Below are 16,214 nucleotides of genomic sequence, written 5' to 3'. Positions count from 1 at the left end.
TTTTTTCCTCAATATGGGCTGCAACTATTTTTTCTCGGATATCCACTGAATATGCTTTCATGATAGTATTATCTTTATTATTACTAACTGTACCTCATAACTTCGGAAACTGCTGTAATTTCTGGAGATGTCTATTAGTTAAAACTGAATGATAACATTATTTTGTATAAACAATACCTGAGATTTCAGTGCCGAATTTAGGTGTTATTAGCCGTCTATGAGATAAAACCCCTAAAGCCTAAAACCATGTATTTTCCTAGACACATAAAATATCAAATTTGAGAATGAAACAGCCCTGGGGTGCGGTACAAATAAACAGGGCGCTGTGCGCCATTACTTGCAGTATTGGTATAGGAATCATTGTTTGGGGGTGTAATGCAAATAACCTCCAGCCTCAAAATCAGACATGGAAGATATATAAGAATCCTCGTTATGGTTTTGAGTTTCCCTACCCCCATACTTGGCAAGAATTAAGAAACCCAGACAACAGTGATGGAGTTGTATTAGTTTTACCAAACAAGGACAACGTAGAAATTCGCTCTTATGCCAGTAAGCCCGTATTAGGATTTTCACCCAAAACTCAAGAACAAGTATATAATTTTCGGACTAATCAAGGGGTTTTTAGCGTCCTGACGGTAGAAGTTAAGGAAAAGGTGACTGTAATTAAGTTGACCATTACTCAAGCAGAATTGGAATATTCCTGGCAAGGACAAAGCGATAGTCAAGACTTTCAAAATTATTATCGCTTGTTTTACCATATTGCTCAAGAGTATAAAATTAGTCAGTAGTTAGTTGTCAGTTGTCAGTTGTCAGTTGTCCGTAGTTAGGTAAGCAGTAGGAATTATTTTCTATTTTTAATTTTTAATTATTTTTTTATTTTTAATTGATTACTGTCTTAGGGAGAATTTAATGATGAAGAGGGGACATAAACCTGATAGATTTAGCTATCAGCGAGTAAAAACTGGTAAAGATGAAAGTCCTGGTTATTGGTGGTGATGGGTATTGTGGTTGGGCAACCGCGCTTTACCTTTCTAATCGAGGTTATGAGGTTGGCATTTTAGATAGTTTGGTGCGACGACACTGGGATAATGAACTGGGTGTAGAAACCCTGACCCCAATTGCACCAATTCAACAGCGTCTCCAGCGATGGCAAGATTTGACTAGTAAGTCTATTGATCTGTTTATCGGCGATATTACTAATTACGAGTTTCTGCATAAGGCCTTACATCAATTTCAGCCGACAGCAATCGTGCATTTTGGTGAACAGCGTTCAGCACCATTTTCCATGATTGACCGTGAACACGCTGTTCTCACCCAGGTCAATAATGTAGTGGGAACATTGAACTTACTGTATATCATGCGGGAAGATTTCCCAGATTGTCATTTGGTGAAATTGGGAACAATGGGTGAGTATGGAACTCCTAACATTGACATTGAAGAAGGATACATCACGATTGAACACAACGGCCGTAAGGATACTTTGCCCTATCCCAAGCAGCCCGGTTCAATGTATCACTTGAGTAAAGTCCATGATAGCCATAATATCCATTTTGCTTGTCGGATTTGGGGGTTAAGGGCTACAGACTTAAATCAAGGTATAGTTTACGGTGTCTTAACCGACGAAACGGGGATGGATGAACTGTTAATTAACCGCCTGGATTATGATGGTGTATTTGGTACAGCACTGAACCGCTTCTGTATTCAAGCTACCGTAGGACATCCCCTCACCGTCTACGGTAAAGGTGGACAAACTCGCGGCTTCTTGGATATTCGGGATACGGTACGATGTATTGAATTAGCTATTGCCAATCCTGCTGAACCGGGAGAATTTCGTGTGTTTAACCAATTTACTGAACTATTTAGTGTCGGTGATTTGGCAATGATGGTGAAAAAAGCCGGTAACGCTATGGGGTTAAATGTGGATATTAACCACATAGATAATCCTAGAGTGGAAAAGGAAGAACACTATTTCAATGCGAAAAATACCAAACTCTTGGATTTGGGTTTACAACCTCACCTCCTCTCGGATTCTCTACTTGATTCTCTATTAAACTTTGCCGTCAAGTATCAGAACCGAGTTGATCACAAACAAATTCTTCCCAAGGTTTCTTGGCATCGAAAATAGGTGACAGGTGCTACGCCACGGGGACAGGTGACTACAGAGAGAGAAGTTTCTATGGTTCTTTCTCCTGACTCCTGAACTCCTGGCTCCTGACTCCTGAACTCCTGACTCCTGACTCCTGAACTCCTGCTGTCTGGTTTTTTATGCGAATTGCTCTATTTACAGAAACCTTTTTGCCAAAAGTTGACGGCATTGTGACACGCCTCCGTCATACTGTTGACCATTTACAACGTCATGGAAATCAAGTTTTGGTATTTGCCCCTGAAGGTGGAATAACTGAACATAAAGGTGCGAAAGTTTACGGGGTTAGTGGCTTTCCTTTACCGCTATATCCAGAGTTAAAAATGGCACTCCCTCGCCCTGCTATTGGTCAGGCTCTAGAAGAATTTAAACCAGATATTATTCATGTTGTTAATCCCGCAGTTCTAGGATTATCAGGGATTTTTTATAGTAAAATTCTGAAAATTCCCTTGGTGGCTTCTTATCATACTCACTTGCCACAATATCTGCAACATTACGGTTTAGGAATGTTAGAAGGATTACTATGGGAGTTACTAAAAGTCGGACATAATCAAGCAGCATTAAACCTGTGTACTTCCACGGCCATGATGACGGAACTTACCGAACATGGAATTGAAAGGGTAGATTTGTGGCAACGGGGGGTAGATACTGAGTTATTTTCTCCTGATTTAGCTAGTCACAAAATGCGATCGCATCTTTCCCAAAATCATCCAGATAGCCCCCTATTATTGTATGTTGGTCGTCTTTCAGCAGAAAAGGAAATTGAACGCATTAAACCGATTTTAGAAGCCATTCCTGATGCTAGATTAGCATTAGTGGGAGATGGTCCCCACCGCCAAGCTTTACAAAAACACTTTGCTGGCACAAATACTTATTTTGTCGGCTATTTGATGGGTAAAGAATTAGGCTCTGCTTTTGCCAGTGCTGATGCTTTTATTTTCCCTTCCCGTACAGAAACACTGGGGTTAGTGTTGCTAGAAGCCATGGCCTCCGGTTGTCCAGTCGTAGCTGCCCGTTCTGGAGGTATACCTGATATTGTCACAGATGGTGTAAATGGATATCTTTTTGATCCCCAGGCTGATATTCAAGAGGCGATTAATGCTACTGTAAATTTGTTAAAACAACGACAGGAAATAAATATTATCCGTAAAAATGCCCGTGCCGAAGCGGAGAAATGGGGGTGGTCATCTGCTACAAAACAACTTCAAGATTATTATCAAAAAATAGTCTTCAACCATGAAAAATTCAATTCTTAATTACCCTTTTCCGTGACCTGTGACAGAAACCCCAGGGATTTTACCACCCCACCCTGCGGTATCTGTTGATTAACCCTCTTCAGAACTGTTATTTTCCGAAGATTGTTCACCTATTTTAAGTTGTTTCTTCGACTGCTTTAACTGCTTCCAAAGCAACTTTATTTGCTTGTAAGCATCCTCTGGCGTAACTTTTCCACCTGTTTCCAAGTTACAGACATAGCTAACTCTTTGGGCAAATTCCTGTAAATTAGCGTTGAATACCAAGTTTTCTGGTTTTACACGACCATAGTAGCGACTACGGGGATAGAGAAAATCGTCTTTACTCACTATTTTTTTCTCCATTGACTCAACTGCTCTATAAAAATGTATAAAACATATACTGTTATCAGCCCTTTCCATATCATATCTACTGATAAGTAGATGGGAAATAAAATGTACCAGAATAGTTGCTTTGATGTCTTTTGCTACATTCCATACCCGGATATGTATTTATAAGTTGGGTAGTTGAGGGGTTTTTGGTATTCATCTGATAGTGTAGGGTTTTATTAATTATAGGTGAATTGTAGTAATTGGTCATTTTTGATTATTCCCTCATTTATTAACAACAGATTATATAAACTTCTGTAAGTTATGACTATATTCCTGAAAATAGATTAGTATATTCTACAATATTTTGCAAATCAAATTTTGGCAGCAGATCACACCCATGGAAAACATATTGAGATTAGATACATGAATAGGGACACCTATCAGAAAAATTAAGTAAGTATATTATATATAAAATATCAGGCAGATTAATGATTTATACATATTTTTTGGTTGGTTTACCTTAATTAATCGAGTGACAGCGAACAGATAAGAGTAATGATTTTACATTATCAGTCTAGAATAGATCGAAGGAACTTAAATTAGTTAACTTAAATCAGTTGATGAAATATTCCGAAAAGTCCTGTTCACCAATGAGTAATATCTGAAGATAAAATGGTGAAGCTGATTTCATCAAAGCCGTCCACTACCAAAAACAGTTTTTAAAATCTTATCATGTCTGTTAATTCTAAACTCTACGAAGGCAAAGCTAAAATTCTCTACGCTACAGAAGATCCAGAAATTTTGTTGGCTGATTTTAAAGATGATGCTACAGCTTTTAATGCTCAAAAACGCGGCAGCATTGAGAATAAAGGGATGATCAACTGTAGGATTTCTAGCCAACTATTTCAAAAATTGGCTAAACAGGGTATTAAAACTCATTTTATTGATAGTCCTGGCCCGAATTTAATGCGAGTAAAAGCTGTAAAAATCATCCCCGTGGAGGTGGTAGTGAGGAACATTGCGGCTGGTAGTTTGTGTAAGCAAACTGGGTTAATACCAGGTACAGTTTTATCAAAGCCCTTAGTCGAGTTCTATTACAAAAATGATTATTTAGGTGATCCTTTACTAACGCGCGATCGCTTATTGCTTTTGGAATTAGCGACACCGGAACAAGTTGATCAAATTATCTATCTAGCACTAGAAATCAACAAATTTCTCCGGGAGTTTTGGGAAAAATGCCAGATTACCCTAGTAGACTTTAAACTTGAATTTGGTTTAGACCACCAACAGCAAATACTGTTAGCTGATGAAATTAGTCCTGATACCTGTCGTTTATGGGACATGATTGAAACCGATCCTGAGAACCGAATTATGGATAAAGATCGTTTTCGTCGTGACTTAGGAAATATAGAGGATGCTTACCAGCAGGTTTTACGGAGAGTATTAGAAGTAGTGTAAACTACTTAAATAAGGTAAATAATTTTTGACCATTAATGGTGTGTGGTAGTAGAGAGAAAAATGATTAAAACAAGTTTAAAACGGGGATTAATGGCAATGGTAGCCATTACAGTTCCCATTGTTGGTTCTTCTGTCAAGGCAAATGCCCAAGCTGTTAATAGTCTGGCACGGACAACAGAAATTTTGACAGTAGATACAAACCAACTAGACAAGCACAATCCTGGTAAAATTGACACAAACGAAGGTAGGGACAATCCCCCCGTGGTTGTCCCAAAGATTATAGGAAAACAATCTCACCAAGATACCGCTGTAATTGTGCCAAACGCGACAATAACTCCAATCACAGCACAAGTTTCACAACCAAAGCCGACCCCACCCTCCGGGACTTCTAATCAAGAAAATCAGAATCTGCCGACAACACCACCGACATCATCTCCTAACCCAGAAACAACGGAAGCGCGAGTATTAGTCTCAGAAGTGGTTGTGAAAACAGAGACGGGAGAAATCACACCGGAATTAGAAGCGGAAATTTACAAAGTCATTCGTACCCAAGCGGGACAGACAGCAACCCGTTCTCAACTGCAAGAAGATATTAATGCGATTGTGAAAATTGGGCTTTTCTCCAACGTGCAAGCGCTTCCAGAAGATACTCCTGTGGGTGTGCGGGTGAGTTTTATTATTACCCCTAATCCTATTCTCACTAAAGTAGAATTAGAAGCCAATCCTGGAACGGGTGTAGCTTCCGTACTTCCTGCGGAAACTGCACAAGAAATATTTAGTAGTCAATATGGCAAAATTCTCAACTTGCGGGAATTACAAGAGGGAATCAAACAATTAACCAAACGTTATCAAGACCAAGGTTATGTATTAGCCAACTTAATTGGAGTACCGAAGATATCAGAAAATGGAGTTGTCACCTTACAGATAGCAGAAGGGGTAGTGGAAAACGTTAAAGTTAAATTCCGCGATAAAGAAGGACAAGAGGTAAACGAGAATGGAGAACCAATTCGGGGACGGACAAAAGATTATATAATTACCAGGGAAGTAGAGTTAAAACCCGGGCAGGTATTTAACCGTAACATTGTCCAAAGAGACTTACAAAGGGTTTTTGGGTTAGCGTTGTTTGAAGATGTCAATGTTTCCCTTGATCCTGGAACTGATCCCAGTAAAGTTAATGTAGTAATAAATGTAGCAGAACGCAGTAGTGGCTCTATTGCCGCTGGGGCGGGAATTAGTTCCGCCAGTGGTTTGTTTGGAACTATCAGCTATCAGCAGCAAAACCTGGGGGGAAGAAACCAAAAATTAGGGACAGAGATACAGTTAGGGGAACGGGAACTACTATTTGACCTGCGATTTACTGATCCTTGGATTGCGGGTGATCCTTATCGCACTTCTTACACAACTAATATTTTCCGTCGTCGTTCTATTTCCTTGATTTTTGAAGGTAAAGATAAAAACATAGAAACCTTCGACCCCAATAATATTACGAATACAGATGCCCAGGTCAGTCCCCGGATCACTCGATTGGGTGGTGGTATCACATTTACCCGTCCATTGACGACCAATCCCTACAAAAATGCAGCATGGGTAGCCTCTGCTGGACTACAATACCAACGGGTTTCTGGTCGTGATGCTGATGGTAATCTGAGGACAGAAGGGGCGCTATTTGATGGTAGCAATATTAGTGCTAAAATTCCTTTAACTGTTTCGCCTTCAGGAGAAGACGATTTATTTCTACTCAAGTTGGGCGCACAAAGGGATCTCCGTAATAATCCGACCCAACCGACAAAAGGTTCTTACCTCAGCTTTGGACTTGATCAATCTGTACCTGTAGGTTCAGGTAGTATCTTTATGACTAGGTTACGGGGTAACTATAGTCAGTATTTACCGATTAAATTGATTGGCTTTAGTAAAAAACCAGAAACTTTAGCATTTAACGCCCAAGGAGGGACAATTTTAGGAGATTTACCTCCCTATGAAGCTTTTACCCTCGGTGGTAGTAACTCGGTGCGGGGTTATGGTGAAGGTAGATTAGGATCTGGTAGCAGTTATATTCAAGCTGCGGCTGAGTATCGGTTTCCTGTTTTCTCTGTTGTCAGTGGCGCAGTATTTTTTGATTATGGTAGTGATCTGGGAACTAGTACCAAAGCCGCACAATTGTTAAATAAAAGTGGTGACGGTTATGGCTATGGTTTAGGTTTGCGGATACAATCACCACTAGGACCTATTCGGATAGATTACGGGATCACTGATAATGGTGAGAGTCGGATCAATTTCGGTATTGGGGAAAGATTTTAATCTCGTCAATAATTAGAACAATATTAATCAGGGTTTCTACTTAAGATGGAATATGGGCAATATTAGTTACAAGATCACAGATGGTGAGACTATGCAGCAACATACTTTAGCTGGGGAAATTACCCAGACTGGTGTGGGGCTGCATAGTGGTGTCAAAACTCAAGTGCGAATATTACCAGCACCAGCGGGAAGTGGTCGCTTTTTTGTCCGGGTAGATTTACCTGGTTCACCAATTATTCCCGCTCAAATTGCGGCTGTGAGTCAGACTGTGCTTTCTACTCAATTAGGTAAGAATGAAGTCTCTGTTCGCACTGTAGAGCATTTATTGGCGGCTTTGGCAGCTATGGGGGTTGATAATGTCAAAATTGAAATTGATGGACCGGAAATACCCCTTCTAGACGGTTCGGCTGAAATTTGGTGTCAGAAAATTGCGGAAGTCGGTTTAGTTTCTCAAAAAGTAGTGAAAATAACTGCACCTTTAATTATTACTGAACCTATTTGGATTTATGAGGGTGATGCTTTTGTTTGCGCTTTACCCGCACCAGAAACTCGTTTTAGCTATGGTATAGATTTTAATTTGCCGGCAATTGGTAATCAATGGTACAGTTTTTTAATGAGTACAGATTTAGAAAAGTCTTCTGCTGACTTTGTTTCAGAAATTGCACCTGCGCGAACTTTTGGGTTACAGCATCAAATTGAACATTTGCAAAAATCGGGATTAATTAAAGGTGGGAGTTTAGATAATGCTCTAGTTTGTGGTCCCCAAGGTTGGTTAAATCCACCATTACGATTTGCAAATGAACCAGTTCGTCATAAAATCTTGGATCTAGTAGGAGATTTGAGTTTGCTGGGAAATTTCCCTATAGCTCATTTTTTGGCTTACAAGGCTAGTCATAATTTACACATTAAACTAGCAAACAGGATTTTAGAATTGATCTAAAATTCAATTTACTTATTTTTGTGTCTAATAACTTACGTAAAGTACCACTAATGTCCACTATTACTGAATCTAATTCTCCGTCAGCAAGCAATTCACAGACCATTAAAACTACCTTTAGTATTGAGGAAATTCAGGAACTATTACCCCATCGTTATCCATTTTTACTGATAGATCGGATTATTGACTATGTTCCTGGAAAAAAAGCCGTGGGTATTAAAAATGTTAGCTTTAATGAACCCCAATTTCAAGGGCATTTTCCAGGGCGATCGCTGATGCCCGGTGTGCTAATTATTGAGGCAATGGCACAGGTGGGGGGTGTGGTAATGACACAAATGCCAGATTCACAAGGAGGACTATTCGTATTTGCCGGTATTGATAAAGTTCGTTTTCGTCGTCAAGTTGTTCCCGGAGATCAATTAGTCATGACGGTGGAACTGTTGTGGGTAAAGCAGCGTCGTTTTGGAAAAATGCAAGGAAAAGCGGAAGTTAATGGACAATTAGCCGCTGAAGGGGAATTGATGTTTTCTTTGATTAGTTAGTCATTAATTGCAATTAAAGAAATCTCAATGGCTAATGTTTAGATACCTTGCAGTTTCGAGAAAACTGGAATAAATTAAACACTAATATATCGCTAATTCTCAATTTTCGCCCTCACACATAACTTACTTTAGCCGACAAGTTTCTTTGCGGAAACATTTAATACAAAAAGCACTTATTTTGGGAGATTCACCTTTGAAAACACTTATTCATCCAACTGCTGTCATCCATGCTAACGCAAAACTCCACCCAACAGTGCAAGTCGGTGCTTATGCTGTGATAGGAGAAAATGTGAGAGTTGGTGCAGATACCGTAATTGGTTCTCACGTTGTCCTAGAGGGACTTTGTGAAATTGGTACAGGAAATCAGATTTTCCCCGGCGCTGTTATCGGTATGCAGCCTCAAGACCTTAAATACGTGGGAGAACCGACCTGGGTAAAAATTGGTGACAATAATTCTATCCGTGAATATGTAACGATTAACCGCGCTACTGGACATGGGGAAGCAACGGTTATCGGTAATGGCAATTTATTAATGGCTTATGTTCATGTAGGTCATAATTGTGAGATTTCCGATTCTGTTATTATTGCTAACTCTGTAGCATTGGCAGGTCATGTACATATTGAATCACGAGCTAGGTTGAGCGGTGTTCTGGGTGTGCATCAATTTGTCCACATTGGGGGAATGTCAATGATAGGCGGTATGGCACGCATTGATAGGGATGTACCCCCTTATATGTTAGTTGAAGGAAATCCCGCAAGAGTCCGATCAATGAATGTAGTAGGATTAAAACGTTCAGGGATGGATGTTAGCGATTTTAAACTAATCAAAAAGGCTTTCCGTCTGCTTTATCATTCTGATTTGCTGTTTAAAGATGCTTTACAAGAGTTGGAAAATTTGGGAGATACGGAAGAATTAAAACATCTTCGCCGTTTTTTGCTACTTTCCCAAATGCCGGGAAGACGCGGTTTAATTCCTGGAAAAGGCAAAAAAACAGTCATTGATGAATAATGAATAGAAAATCAAATCTAGGACGGGGTTTTCCCGTCCTGAAAATTTACCAGTGACTCTGTTTTGGTGGGAAGAATAAAGTTTTAAAAAACCACAAAGACGCAAAGAACACGAAGGAAGAAAAGAAGAATTAAGAAAACAGAAAAGGAAGTAAAAATCTAAAATCTAAAATCTAAAATGCGAATATTTATTAGCACTGGTGAAGTTTCTGGAGATTTACAGGGTTCGCTATTAATTGCAGCACTTCAACGTCAAGCTGAGGCTGTTGGGTTGACCTTAGAAATTGTGGCTTTGGGTGGGGAGAAAATGGCGCAAGCTGGGGCGAAAATTTTGGGTAATACCAGCGGTATTGGTTCAATGGGTTTGATTGAATCTTTGCCTTATGTTATTCCTACATTAAGAGTACAACGGAGTGCGATCGCTTATTTACAAGAAAATCCCCCCGATTTGGTGGTACTAATTGATTATATGGGTCCTAATTTGGGAATTGGGACTTACATGAAGGAAAATTTACCTGATATTCCTGTCGCTTATTATATCGCTCCCCAAGAGTGGGTTTGGTCAATGAGTTTTCAGAATACCAACCGCATTGTTGGTTTTACAGATAAACTATTAGCAATTTTCCCAGAAGAAGCGCGATATTATGAAAAAAATGGGGCAAATGTTTGTTGGGTAGGACATCCTTTGATTGATAGAATGGCAAATGCACCCAGTCGAGAAATTGCTAGAGAGAAATTAGGAATTAAAGAGGAAGAAATTACCATTGCTTTGTTACCAGCTTCCCGTGATCAAGAATTAAAATATCTGTTACCAGTTATTTTTGCAGCGGCTAAAAATATTCAATCTAATCTACCAAATGTACATTTTTGGATTCCTCTATCTTTGGAAACATTTAGAGATAAAATTACAGCAGCAATTAAAGATTACGGTTTGCAAGGTACGGTAGTATTAGGTCAACAAAGAGAGGTTTTTGCAGCGGCCGATTTTGCAATTACTAAATCGGGAACCGTGAATTTAGAATTAGCATTATTAAATGTTCCCCAAGTTGTAGTATATCGTCTACACCCCGTTACAGCTTGGATTGCACGTCATATTCTTAAAGGTTCAATTCCCTTTGCTTCTCCAGTAAATTTAGTTGTCATGCGCGAAATTGTCCCAGAATTTTTACAGGAAAAAGCCACAACAGAGAATATTACTCAAGCTGCTATGGAATTATTATTAAATTCAGAAAAAAGACAAAAAACCTTGACAGATTATCAAGAAATGCGCTATTCTTTGGGAGAATTGGGGGTGTGCGATCGCACTGCAAAGGAAATATTATCAATGAAAAAGTAAATAATAGTTAAAATGACCAAAAAACGACCAATAGCAGTTGATTTATTTGCCGGTACAGGAGGGATGACTTTAGGTTTTGAACAAGCTGGGTTTGATGTCCTTGCTTCTGTGGAAATAGATCCAATTCATTGTGCAACTCATCAATTTAATTTTCCCTTTTGGACTGTATTATGTAAAAGCGTGGAAGAGACAACAGGGGAAGAAATTAGGAATAGTTCTCAAATTGCTAATCAAGAAATTGATGTAGTATTTGGTGGTCCACCCTGTCAAGGTTTCTCATTAATCGGAAAACGTTCTTTTGATGATCCCCGAAACTCTTTAGTTTTCCATTTTATTAGGTTGGTTAGAGAATTACAACCCAAGTTTTTTGTATTAGAAAATGTGAAAGGAATGACGGTCGGGAAACACAAAGAATTTATTGCAGAAATCATTAATCAATTTTCCGAAAGTGGTTATCAAGTTAATGCAAATTATCAAGTTTTAAATGCAGCTAATTATGGAGTACCACAAAATCGGGAAAGGTTATTTTTACTCGGTTCACGTCAAAATATAGAAGTTCCAAAATATCCAGAAAAAATTACATTCCCTAATCAAAAATCTCCGACAGTTTGGGACGCATTACAAGATTTACCAGTCATAGAAAACTATCCAGAATTATATCAACAAGATTGGATAATTACTGAATTTAGTAACCCTAGTAATTATGCTAAAAAACTGCGTAATCTGAAAATTGCCAAAAATAACTATTCCTATCAACGTCAGTATGATCATAATTTACTCACATCAAGTTTAAGAAGCAAACACTCACCCGAATCTATGGAAAGATTTGCCTCTACACCCCATGGTAAAATCGAATCAATCAGTCGTTTTCATAAACTTGATCCTCATGGTTTATGTAATACTTTAAGAGCGGGAACACCTAGTAATAAAGGTGCATTTACTTCTCCTCGTCCTATACATCCTTTTATTCCCAGATGTATTACGGTTAGGGAAGCTGCGCGTTTACATTCCTATCCTGATTGGTTTAGATTTCATCCCACAAAATGGCATGGTTTTCGACAAATTGGTAATTCTGTTCCTCCGCTTTTAGCGCAAGCAGTCGCAGAGGAAATTATTCAAGTTTTAGATATCAAATCTTCTCAACCTCAAGGTATTAAAGAGTTAGGGGATATTAATTTATTAACATTTGATATGTCAGCAGCAGCGAAATATTTTGGAGTAAACCCTCATGTTATAGAACCGAGAACTAGGAAACAATGAATATTGCAGATTTAACGAACCACAGAGACACAGAGGACACAGAGGTAATGAGAAGATAAAGTGGAGTGGTTTTTTATAAGTTTTGTAGAAATTTATATCTGGTATTGTGAATGAATAAATAATATCTATCCCCAAACAATTTCCATATTTAAAATAAATCCTGATAAAATATTTTCACCTGATAATTCTTGAGGAAAGTCTAATATTTCTACTGGTTTACCAAGACGATAAATTTCAACTTGACCCATTTTCCGATTAATTAACCAACCTAATTTAACTCCATTACTCATATATTCCTGCATTTTTGCCCGTGTTTCTTGCAAACTATCACTGGGTGACATTAATTCTAAAACAAAATCTGGAGCAATTGGTGGAAATTTTTCCTGTTCTTCTGGTGTCAGTGTATCCCATCTATCTTTTTTTATCCAAGCAACATCAGGAGAACGATTTGCACCATTGGGAAGTTTAAAACAAGTGGAAGAATCGAAACAAACTCCTAATTTAGTTTGACGATTCCAAATTCCAAAATCAATACCAATTTCAAAATTACGTTTTCCTGTTTCTCCTCCGGTTGGTGACATAATCAATATTTCTCCTTTGGTATTGCGTTCAAATTTGACTTCAGGATTTTCTCGACAAAGTTGATAAAATTGGTTTTCGGTAAGTTGGATAATGGGGTTTAAGTTGACTGTGATAGCTGTCATAATCAATCTCCTTGAGGATGATATCAACCTTAACTAAATTATAAAGTAAGTTGCAGGTTTTGTCATCACAATTTAAGTTAGTTAGACAATCCCGATTTGATTTTTAATATAGCCAAATCCAGCATCAAATTTAAATAATATTCGGCAATTATATTTATCTAAAGCTTCTTGAATATCTGGATTATCGAAGTCCTTAGAATTTCTATTAATAAAGCAACATCGCTGTTCACCTGACTTATTCAAATGTTCAACAACCGAAGCGTAAACAATAGCATCCTGGGGTGTAAAGTCAAGATCAGACTGATATCCCATAGCTGCGGTTAATATCTCCACTGTTAAAGGAATGACTTTGCTAACCACTAATAACTTCTCTACAACTATTTGGAATCTTTGCTTTTCTTCTCTTCCACTATTTACCAAAAACTCAGTAATCTCTTGATAAGTATGTACCTGTTGTTGGTAAGGTAGAGAACGTCCAAGCTGAGAAAGCTCTTTATGCAAATCTTGTGATAAGTTTCGACGATTTTTTTCCCTACGAATTAGCGTTTCATAAGGTTCTGTAAGACTGAATGCGGGTAAAATCAAATTTATTCTTCCTGCTTCTGCCAAGTCTAGCAGTTTTTGACAACTTTCCTGCTGCTCCTGAAGCAACGCCAGTTCTAAGACAAAATTCGTTTCTACATAAACATCCATTACAATCAAACCAGTTCCTCTAATTTTAGGTGTCCGTGGTGAATAGCATCAAATAGACCTGAATTTACTAACCAATCCATATTTTCCGGGAGTAAATCAACAGATGGTAATGTTAATATTTGATGAAGCCAAGCAGAAACTATTAGCTCAAAACCTTCACTACTAATTTCATAGTTGGGAGCATAAGCTTTAGGGTAATAAGGCTTAAGAAAAGATTCAGGGTTAATTTCATAATCTGGCTCTATCAAATCAGTAGATAAACCTATATTTTTCCACAAATAAAATTTATCTGGAAGTGCTAATAGAAAAAAAGGTGCTTCTGGAAGTAACCCATGAGCATACATATTGCGTCGCATTTTAGCAGCCCAAATTTTAGATGCACTACGTTTATTTTTAACTTCCACTAAAAGCTGTAAATGTCTATCTTTTCCGTGTACTGCCATATCAGCATAATACATCTATATAACCTCATAACTAGGAAATGACTCACCTATTCGGAAATTTCATTTTAACACTTTACTTAACAAATCCCGATGTAAAAAAGCTCCCTTTACTAAAGATTGAATTTTCGTATCTGACAAGGATTCACCATGATGATAATAATCAATCCAAGTTTTACTAATTAACTCTACATCCTCTGGTAAATCTTTTAAATCCCAACCAGGTATTTTTAGATCTTCCATTAAATGATTGACTTTAGGATCATAACTCAGTGCAAAACAACGAGAACCTTCACTAGCCGCCATAATTAAACTATGTAAACGCATTCCTATGGACATTTCCACACCGCGAAATACACCTTTTAAAATTTGTGGATCTTCGGAACAAATAACTCTACTCACGTCTTGTAATTGAGTATGAATTTTTTCCGCAATTCCTATATCTTCACTTTTTTGAAATGGCAATAGTAAAATAAAGGCTTGAGTTTCTTTTTGCAAATTAACTAAAGCTTGAATTAAATTTGTTAACCGATTTTCTGTTAATTGAGGATGATTTCTTAAAGTAACCGCAATTCTCGGTTTTGGTAACTCTGCTAATTCCGGTACTGGCTTTGATTTTAACGCCCAAACCGGGTCAGGGGCAAGGATATGGGCTATACTCCAATCTGATAATAACCGAGAACTAGCAACATCGCGCACACTCACCTGAGTACAACCCGCAAAATTCCGCTGGGCTAAAAATCGAGTTTGGGAACGCAACAAAGGACCTATACCCTGTCCCCAAGCCACAGTTTTCAAACCCATAACTTGAGCTAAAGCCATCAATCCGCCATAATAAAAAGGGCTAATAGTGCTAGTAGCATCTTGCATTAAACTACCACCACCCCAAATAAAAGCATCACAAGAGCGCAAAGCCTTGAAGACTGATAAAACCCCCATACGGTTGTAACATTCCACACCGTAATGACGATGAGTTTCTTCAGGATTTCCAGAAAGCACCACAGGAGTAACATCAAGTGGTAACATTTGCAGAAGTGTGGCTAACAAAGCTTCATCACCACCATTACCCTTACCGTAATACCCAGACAATAAAACCCGCATTTTCGCCATTTTAGATTTTAGATTTTAGATTTTAGATTTTGGACTACCAATTTTTTTTAACCTAGTTATCTACCACTGACAACTAACAACAGACCACTGACCACTGACCATTGACAATTATGCACGTACTTTCAATTCCCACCTGGATAATTCATATTTCCAGCGTCATTGAGTGGATAACCGCAATATGGCTAATTTGGATATATGGTGAACTAACACAAAATCGAAGTTGGTGGGGATTGTCCTTTGCTATGTTACCAGCTTTAATTAGCGCAATGTGTGCTTGTACTTGGCATTATTTCGACAATTCCCAAACCCTAGAATGGTTAGTCACCTTACAAGCTACTATGACATTAGTTGGTAACTTTACCCTTTGGGCGGCAGCTTACATAATTTGGCGTTCTACCAAAGCTACAAGCCCCATGAAGACACAAACCATCAAATCAGAACAATGATATCAAAAGAAACCCTCTTTGCCCTTTCTCTGTTTCCCTACTTGGGTTTCTTGTGGTTTATCAGCCGCAGTCCACAAATGCCACGGTTAGCCCTATATGGATTTTACGGCACATTGGTATTTGTCGCCGTCACCATTCCCGCTGGTATTTACGCCAAAGTGCAGTATGGAGAAGAACTAGCCAATATAGACTGGTTACATGGCGGTGCAGAAGCCTTTTTAACCCTAGCTAACATCTTACTAGTCTTAGGCTTCCGCCAAGCAGTACAGGAATT

Annotated in this window: 17 protein-coding genes; 12 read left to right on the top strand and 5 right to left on the bottom strand. The window is 38.4% G+C overall.

Features of this window, described 5'->3' with window-relative positions; all coding sequences use genetic code 11:
• The first annotated feature begins 284 nt into the window (after positions 1-284).
• The 3 genes from ACIR131C_RS0116085 to ACIR131C_RS0116075 all read left to right on the top strand — a co-directional run bounded on the left by ACIR131C_RS0116085 (position 285) and on the right by ACIR131C_RS0116075 (position 3,399).
• Entirely contained in the window at positions 285-788 is a 504-nt protein-coding gene (locus tag ACIR131C_RS0116085; RefSeq protein WP_035368651.1) for a hypothetical protein, read from the top strand.
• A gap of 182 nt (positions 789-970) precedes the next feature.
• A complete protein-coding gene (locus ACIR131C_RS0116080) occupies positions 971-2,125 on the top strand; it encodes an NAD-dependent epimerase/dehydratase family protein (RefSeq protein ID WP_028091029.1) in 1,155 nt (384 codons plus the stop codon).
• A gap of 140 nt (positions 2,126-2,265) precedes the next feature.
• Positions 2,266-3,399, top strand: coding sequence for a glycosyltransferase family 4 protein (locus ACIR131C_RS0116075; RefSeq protein WP_028091028.1), 1,134 nt, complete (start codon positions 2,266-2,268; stop codon positions 3,397-3,399).
• Positions 3,400-3,468: 69 nt separating this feature from the next.
• On the opposite strand, the gene ACIR131C_RS0116070 is transcribed toward ACIR131C_RS0116075, so the two are convergent.
• Positions 3,469-3,741: a DUF7219 family protein gene (locus ACIR131C_RS0116070; RefSeq protein WP_028085476.1), complete on the bottom strand. Its 273-nt coding sequence runs from the start codon at positions 3,739-3,741 to the stop codon at positions 3,469-3,471.
• A 699-nt stretch (positions 3,742-4,440) separates the two neighbouring features.
• Between ACIR131C_RS0116070 and purC the strand changes: the two genes are divergently transcribed.
• The 7 genes from purC (at position 4,441) to ACIR131C_RS0116035 (ending at position 12,547) form a co-directional block, all read left to right on the top strand.
• The gene (gene purC / locus ACIR131C_RS0116065; protein WP_028085477.1) at positions 4,441-5,166 is read left to right on the top strand and encodes a phosphoribosylaminoimidazolesuccinocarboxamide synthase; all 726 of its coding nucleotides are present in this window, start codon (positions 4,441-4,443) and stop codon (positions 5,164-5,166) included.
• A 60-nt stretch (positions 5,167-5,226) separates the two neighbouring features.
• Positions 5,227-7,464 carry a BamA/TamA family outer membrane protein gene (locus ACIR131C_RS0116060; RefSeq protein WP_028091027.1) on the top strand — a complete coding sequence of 746 codons (2,238 nt, stop codon included), beginning with the start codon at positions 5,227-5,229 and terminating at the stop codon, positions 7,462-7,464.
• A 91-nt stretch (positions 7,465-7,555) separates the two neighbouring features.
• Positions 7,556-8,404 carry a UDP-3-O-acyl-N-acetylglucosamine deacetylase gene (gene lpxC, locus ACIR131C_RS0116055; RefSeq protein WP_028091026.1) on the top strand — a complete coding sequence of 283 codons (849 nt, stop codon included), beginning with the start codon at positions 7,556-7,558 and terminating at the stop codon, positions 8,402-8,404.
• Positions 8,405-8,454: 50 nt separating this feature from the next.
• Positions 8,455-8,943 carry a 3-hydroxyacyl-ACP dehydratase FabZ gene (gene fabZ / locus ACIR131C_RS0116050; protein ID WP_028091025.1) on the top strand — a complete coding sequence of 163 codons (489 nt, stop codon included), beginning with the start codon at positions 8,455-8,457 and terminating at the stop codon, positions 8,941-8,943.
• Positions 8,944-9,136: 193 nt separating this feature from the next.
• A complete protein-coding gene (gene lpxA, locus ACIR131C_RS0116045; protein WP_028091024.1) occupies positions 9,137-9,952 on the top strand; it encodes an acyl-ACP--UDP-N-acetylglucosamine O-acyltransferase in 816 nt (271 codons plus the stop codon).
• 177 nt (positions 9,953-10,129) lie between these two features.
• A complete protein-coding gene (gene lpxB, locus ACIR131C_RS0116040) occupies positions 10,130-11,287 on the top strand; it encodes a lipid-A-disaccharide synthase (protein WP_028091023.1) in 1,158 nt (385 codons plus the stop codon).
• Positions 11,288-11,299: 12 nt separating this feature from the next.
• Positions 11,300-12,547, top strand: coding sequence for a DNA cytosine methyltransferase (locus tag ACIR131C_RS0116035; RefSeq protein WP_028091022.1), 1,248 nt, complete (start codon positions 11,300-11,302; stop codon positions 12,545-12,547).
• 125 nt (positions 12,548-12,672) lie between these two features.
• Here the strand turns inward: ACIR131C_RS0116035 and ACIR131C_RS0116030 are convergent, their stop codons facing one another.
• From ACIR131C_RS0116030 to csaB, 4 genes are all read right to left on the bottom strand, one after another.
• Positions 12,673-13,251: a Uma2 family endonuclease gene (locus tag ACIR131C_RS0116030; protein WP_028091021.1), complete on the bottom strand. Its 579-nt coding sequence runs from the start codon at positions 13,249-13,251 to the stop codon at positions 12,673-12,675.
• A gap of 81 nt (positions 13,252-13,332) precedes the next feature.
• Complete coding sequence (locus ACIR131C_RS0116025; protein WP_028085486.1) at positions 13,333-13,944, bottom strand: PIN domain-containing protein; 612 nt, start codon at positions 13,942-13,944, stop codon at positions 13,333-13,335.
• Positions 13,945-13,949: 5 nt separating this feature from the next.
• The gene (locus tag ACIR131C_RS22970) at positions 13,950-14,402 is read right to left on the bottom strand and encodes a hypothetical protein (protein WP_028085487.1); all 453 of its coding nucleotides are present in this window, start codon (positions 14,400-14,402) and stop codon (positions 13,950-13,952) included.
• Positions 14,403-14,447: 45 nt separating this feature from the next.
• Complete coding sequence (gene csaB / locus ACIR131C_RS0116015; protein WP_028091020.1) at positions 14,448-15,494, bottom strand: polysaccharide pyruvyl transferase CsaB; 1,047 nt, start codon at positions 15,492-15,494, stop codon at positions 14,448-14,450.
• A 110-nt stretch (positions 15,495-15,604) separates the two neighbouring features.
• On the opposite strand from csaB, the gene ACIR131C_RS0116010 reads away from it, so the two are divergent.
• On the top strand, positions 15,605-15,940 hold the full coding sequence (locus tag ACIR131C_RS0116010; protein ID WP_028091019.1) for a DUF2499 domain-containing protein: 336 nt from the start codon (positions 15,605-15,607) through the stop codon (positions 15,938-15,940).
• A partial coding sequence (locus ACIR131C_RS22965; RefSeq protein WP_155963150.1) for a DUF3593 domain-containing protein occupies positions 15,937-16,214 on the top strand: 278 nt, incomplete at its 3' end. The genes ACIR131C_RS0116010 and ACIR131C_RS22965, both read left to right, overlap by 4 nt.

Source organism: Dolichospermum circinale AWQC131C (assembly GCF_000426905.1).
Taxonomy (GTDB): Bacteria; Cyanobacteriota; Cyanobacteriia; order Cyanobacteriales; family Nostocaceae; genus Dolichospermum; species Dolichospermum circinale.
Note: the sequence above shows the minus strand (reverse complement) of the source record. Positions and strands in the feature narration are given on the sequence as shown.

Bases quoted from the DNA above. Each gene is read 5' to 3' on its own strand.
- ACIR131C_RS0116060 (WP_028091027.1), top strand. From the start codon at position 5,227: ATGATTAAAACAAGTTTAAAACGGGGATTAATGGCAATGGTAGCCATT.
- csaB (WP_028091020.1), bottom strand. From the start codon at position 15,494: ATGGCGAAAATGCGGGTTTTATTGTCTGGGTATTACGGTAAGGGTAAT.
- ACIR131C_RS0116075 (WP_028091028.1), top strand. From the start codon at position 2,266: ATGCGAATTGCTCTATTTACAGAAACCTTTTTGCCAAAAGTTGACGGC.
- ACIR131C_RS0116035 (WP_028091022.1), top strand. From the start codon at position 11,300: ATGACCAAAAAACGACCAATAGCAGTTGATTTATTTGCCGGTACAGGA.
- ACIR131C_RS0116085 (WP_035368651.1), top strand. From the start codon at position 285: ATGAAACAGCCCTGGGGTGCGGTACAAATAAACAGGGCGCTGTGCGCC.
- ACIR131C_RS0116080 (WP_028091029.1), top strand. From the start codon at position 971: ATGAAAGTCCTGGTTATTGGTGGTGATGGGTATTGTGGTTGGGCAACC.
- lpxB (WP_028091023.1), top strand. From the start codon at position 10,130: ATGCGAATATTTATTAGCACTGGTGAAGTTTCTGGAGATTTACAGGGT.
- lpxC (WP_028091026.1), top strand. From the start codon at position 7,556: ATGCAGCAACATACTTTAGCTGGGGAAATTACCCAGACTGGTGTGGGG.
- fabZ (WP_028091025.1), top strand. From the start codon at position 8,455: ATGTCCACTATTACTGAATCTAATTCTCCGTCAGCAAGCAATTCACAG.
- ACIR131C_RS0116030 (WP_028091021.1), bottom strand. From the start codon at position 13,251: ATGACAGCTATCACAGTCAACTTAAACCCCATTATCCAACTTACCGAA.
- ACIR131C_RS22970 (WP_028085487.1), bottom strand. From the start codon at position 14,402: ATGTATTATGCTGATATGGCAGTACACGGAAAAGATAGACATTTACAG.
- ACIR131C_RS0116025 (WP_028085486.1), bottom strand. From the start codon at position 13,944: ATGGATGTTTATGTAGAAACGAATTTTGTCTTAGAACTGGCGTTGCTT.
- ACIR131C_RS0116010 (WP_028091019.1), top strand. From the start codon at position 15,605: ATGCACGTACTTTCAATTCCCACCTGGATAATTCATATTTCCAGCGTC.
- ACIR131C_RS0116070 (WP_028085476.1), bottom strand. From the start codon at position 3,741: ATGGAGAAAAAAATAGTGAGTAAAGACGATTTTCTCTATCCCCGTAGT.
- purC (WP_028085477.1), top strand. From the start codon at position 4,441: ATGTCTGTTAATTCTAAACTCTACGAAGGCAAAGCTAAAATTCTCTAC.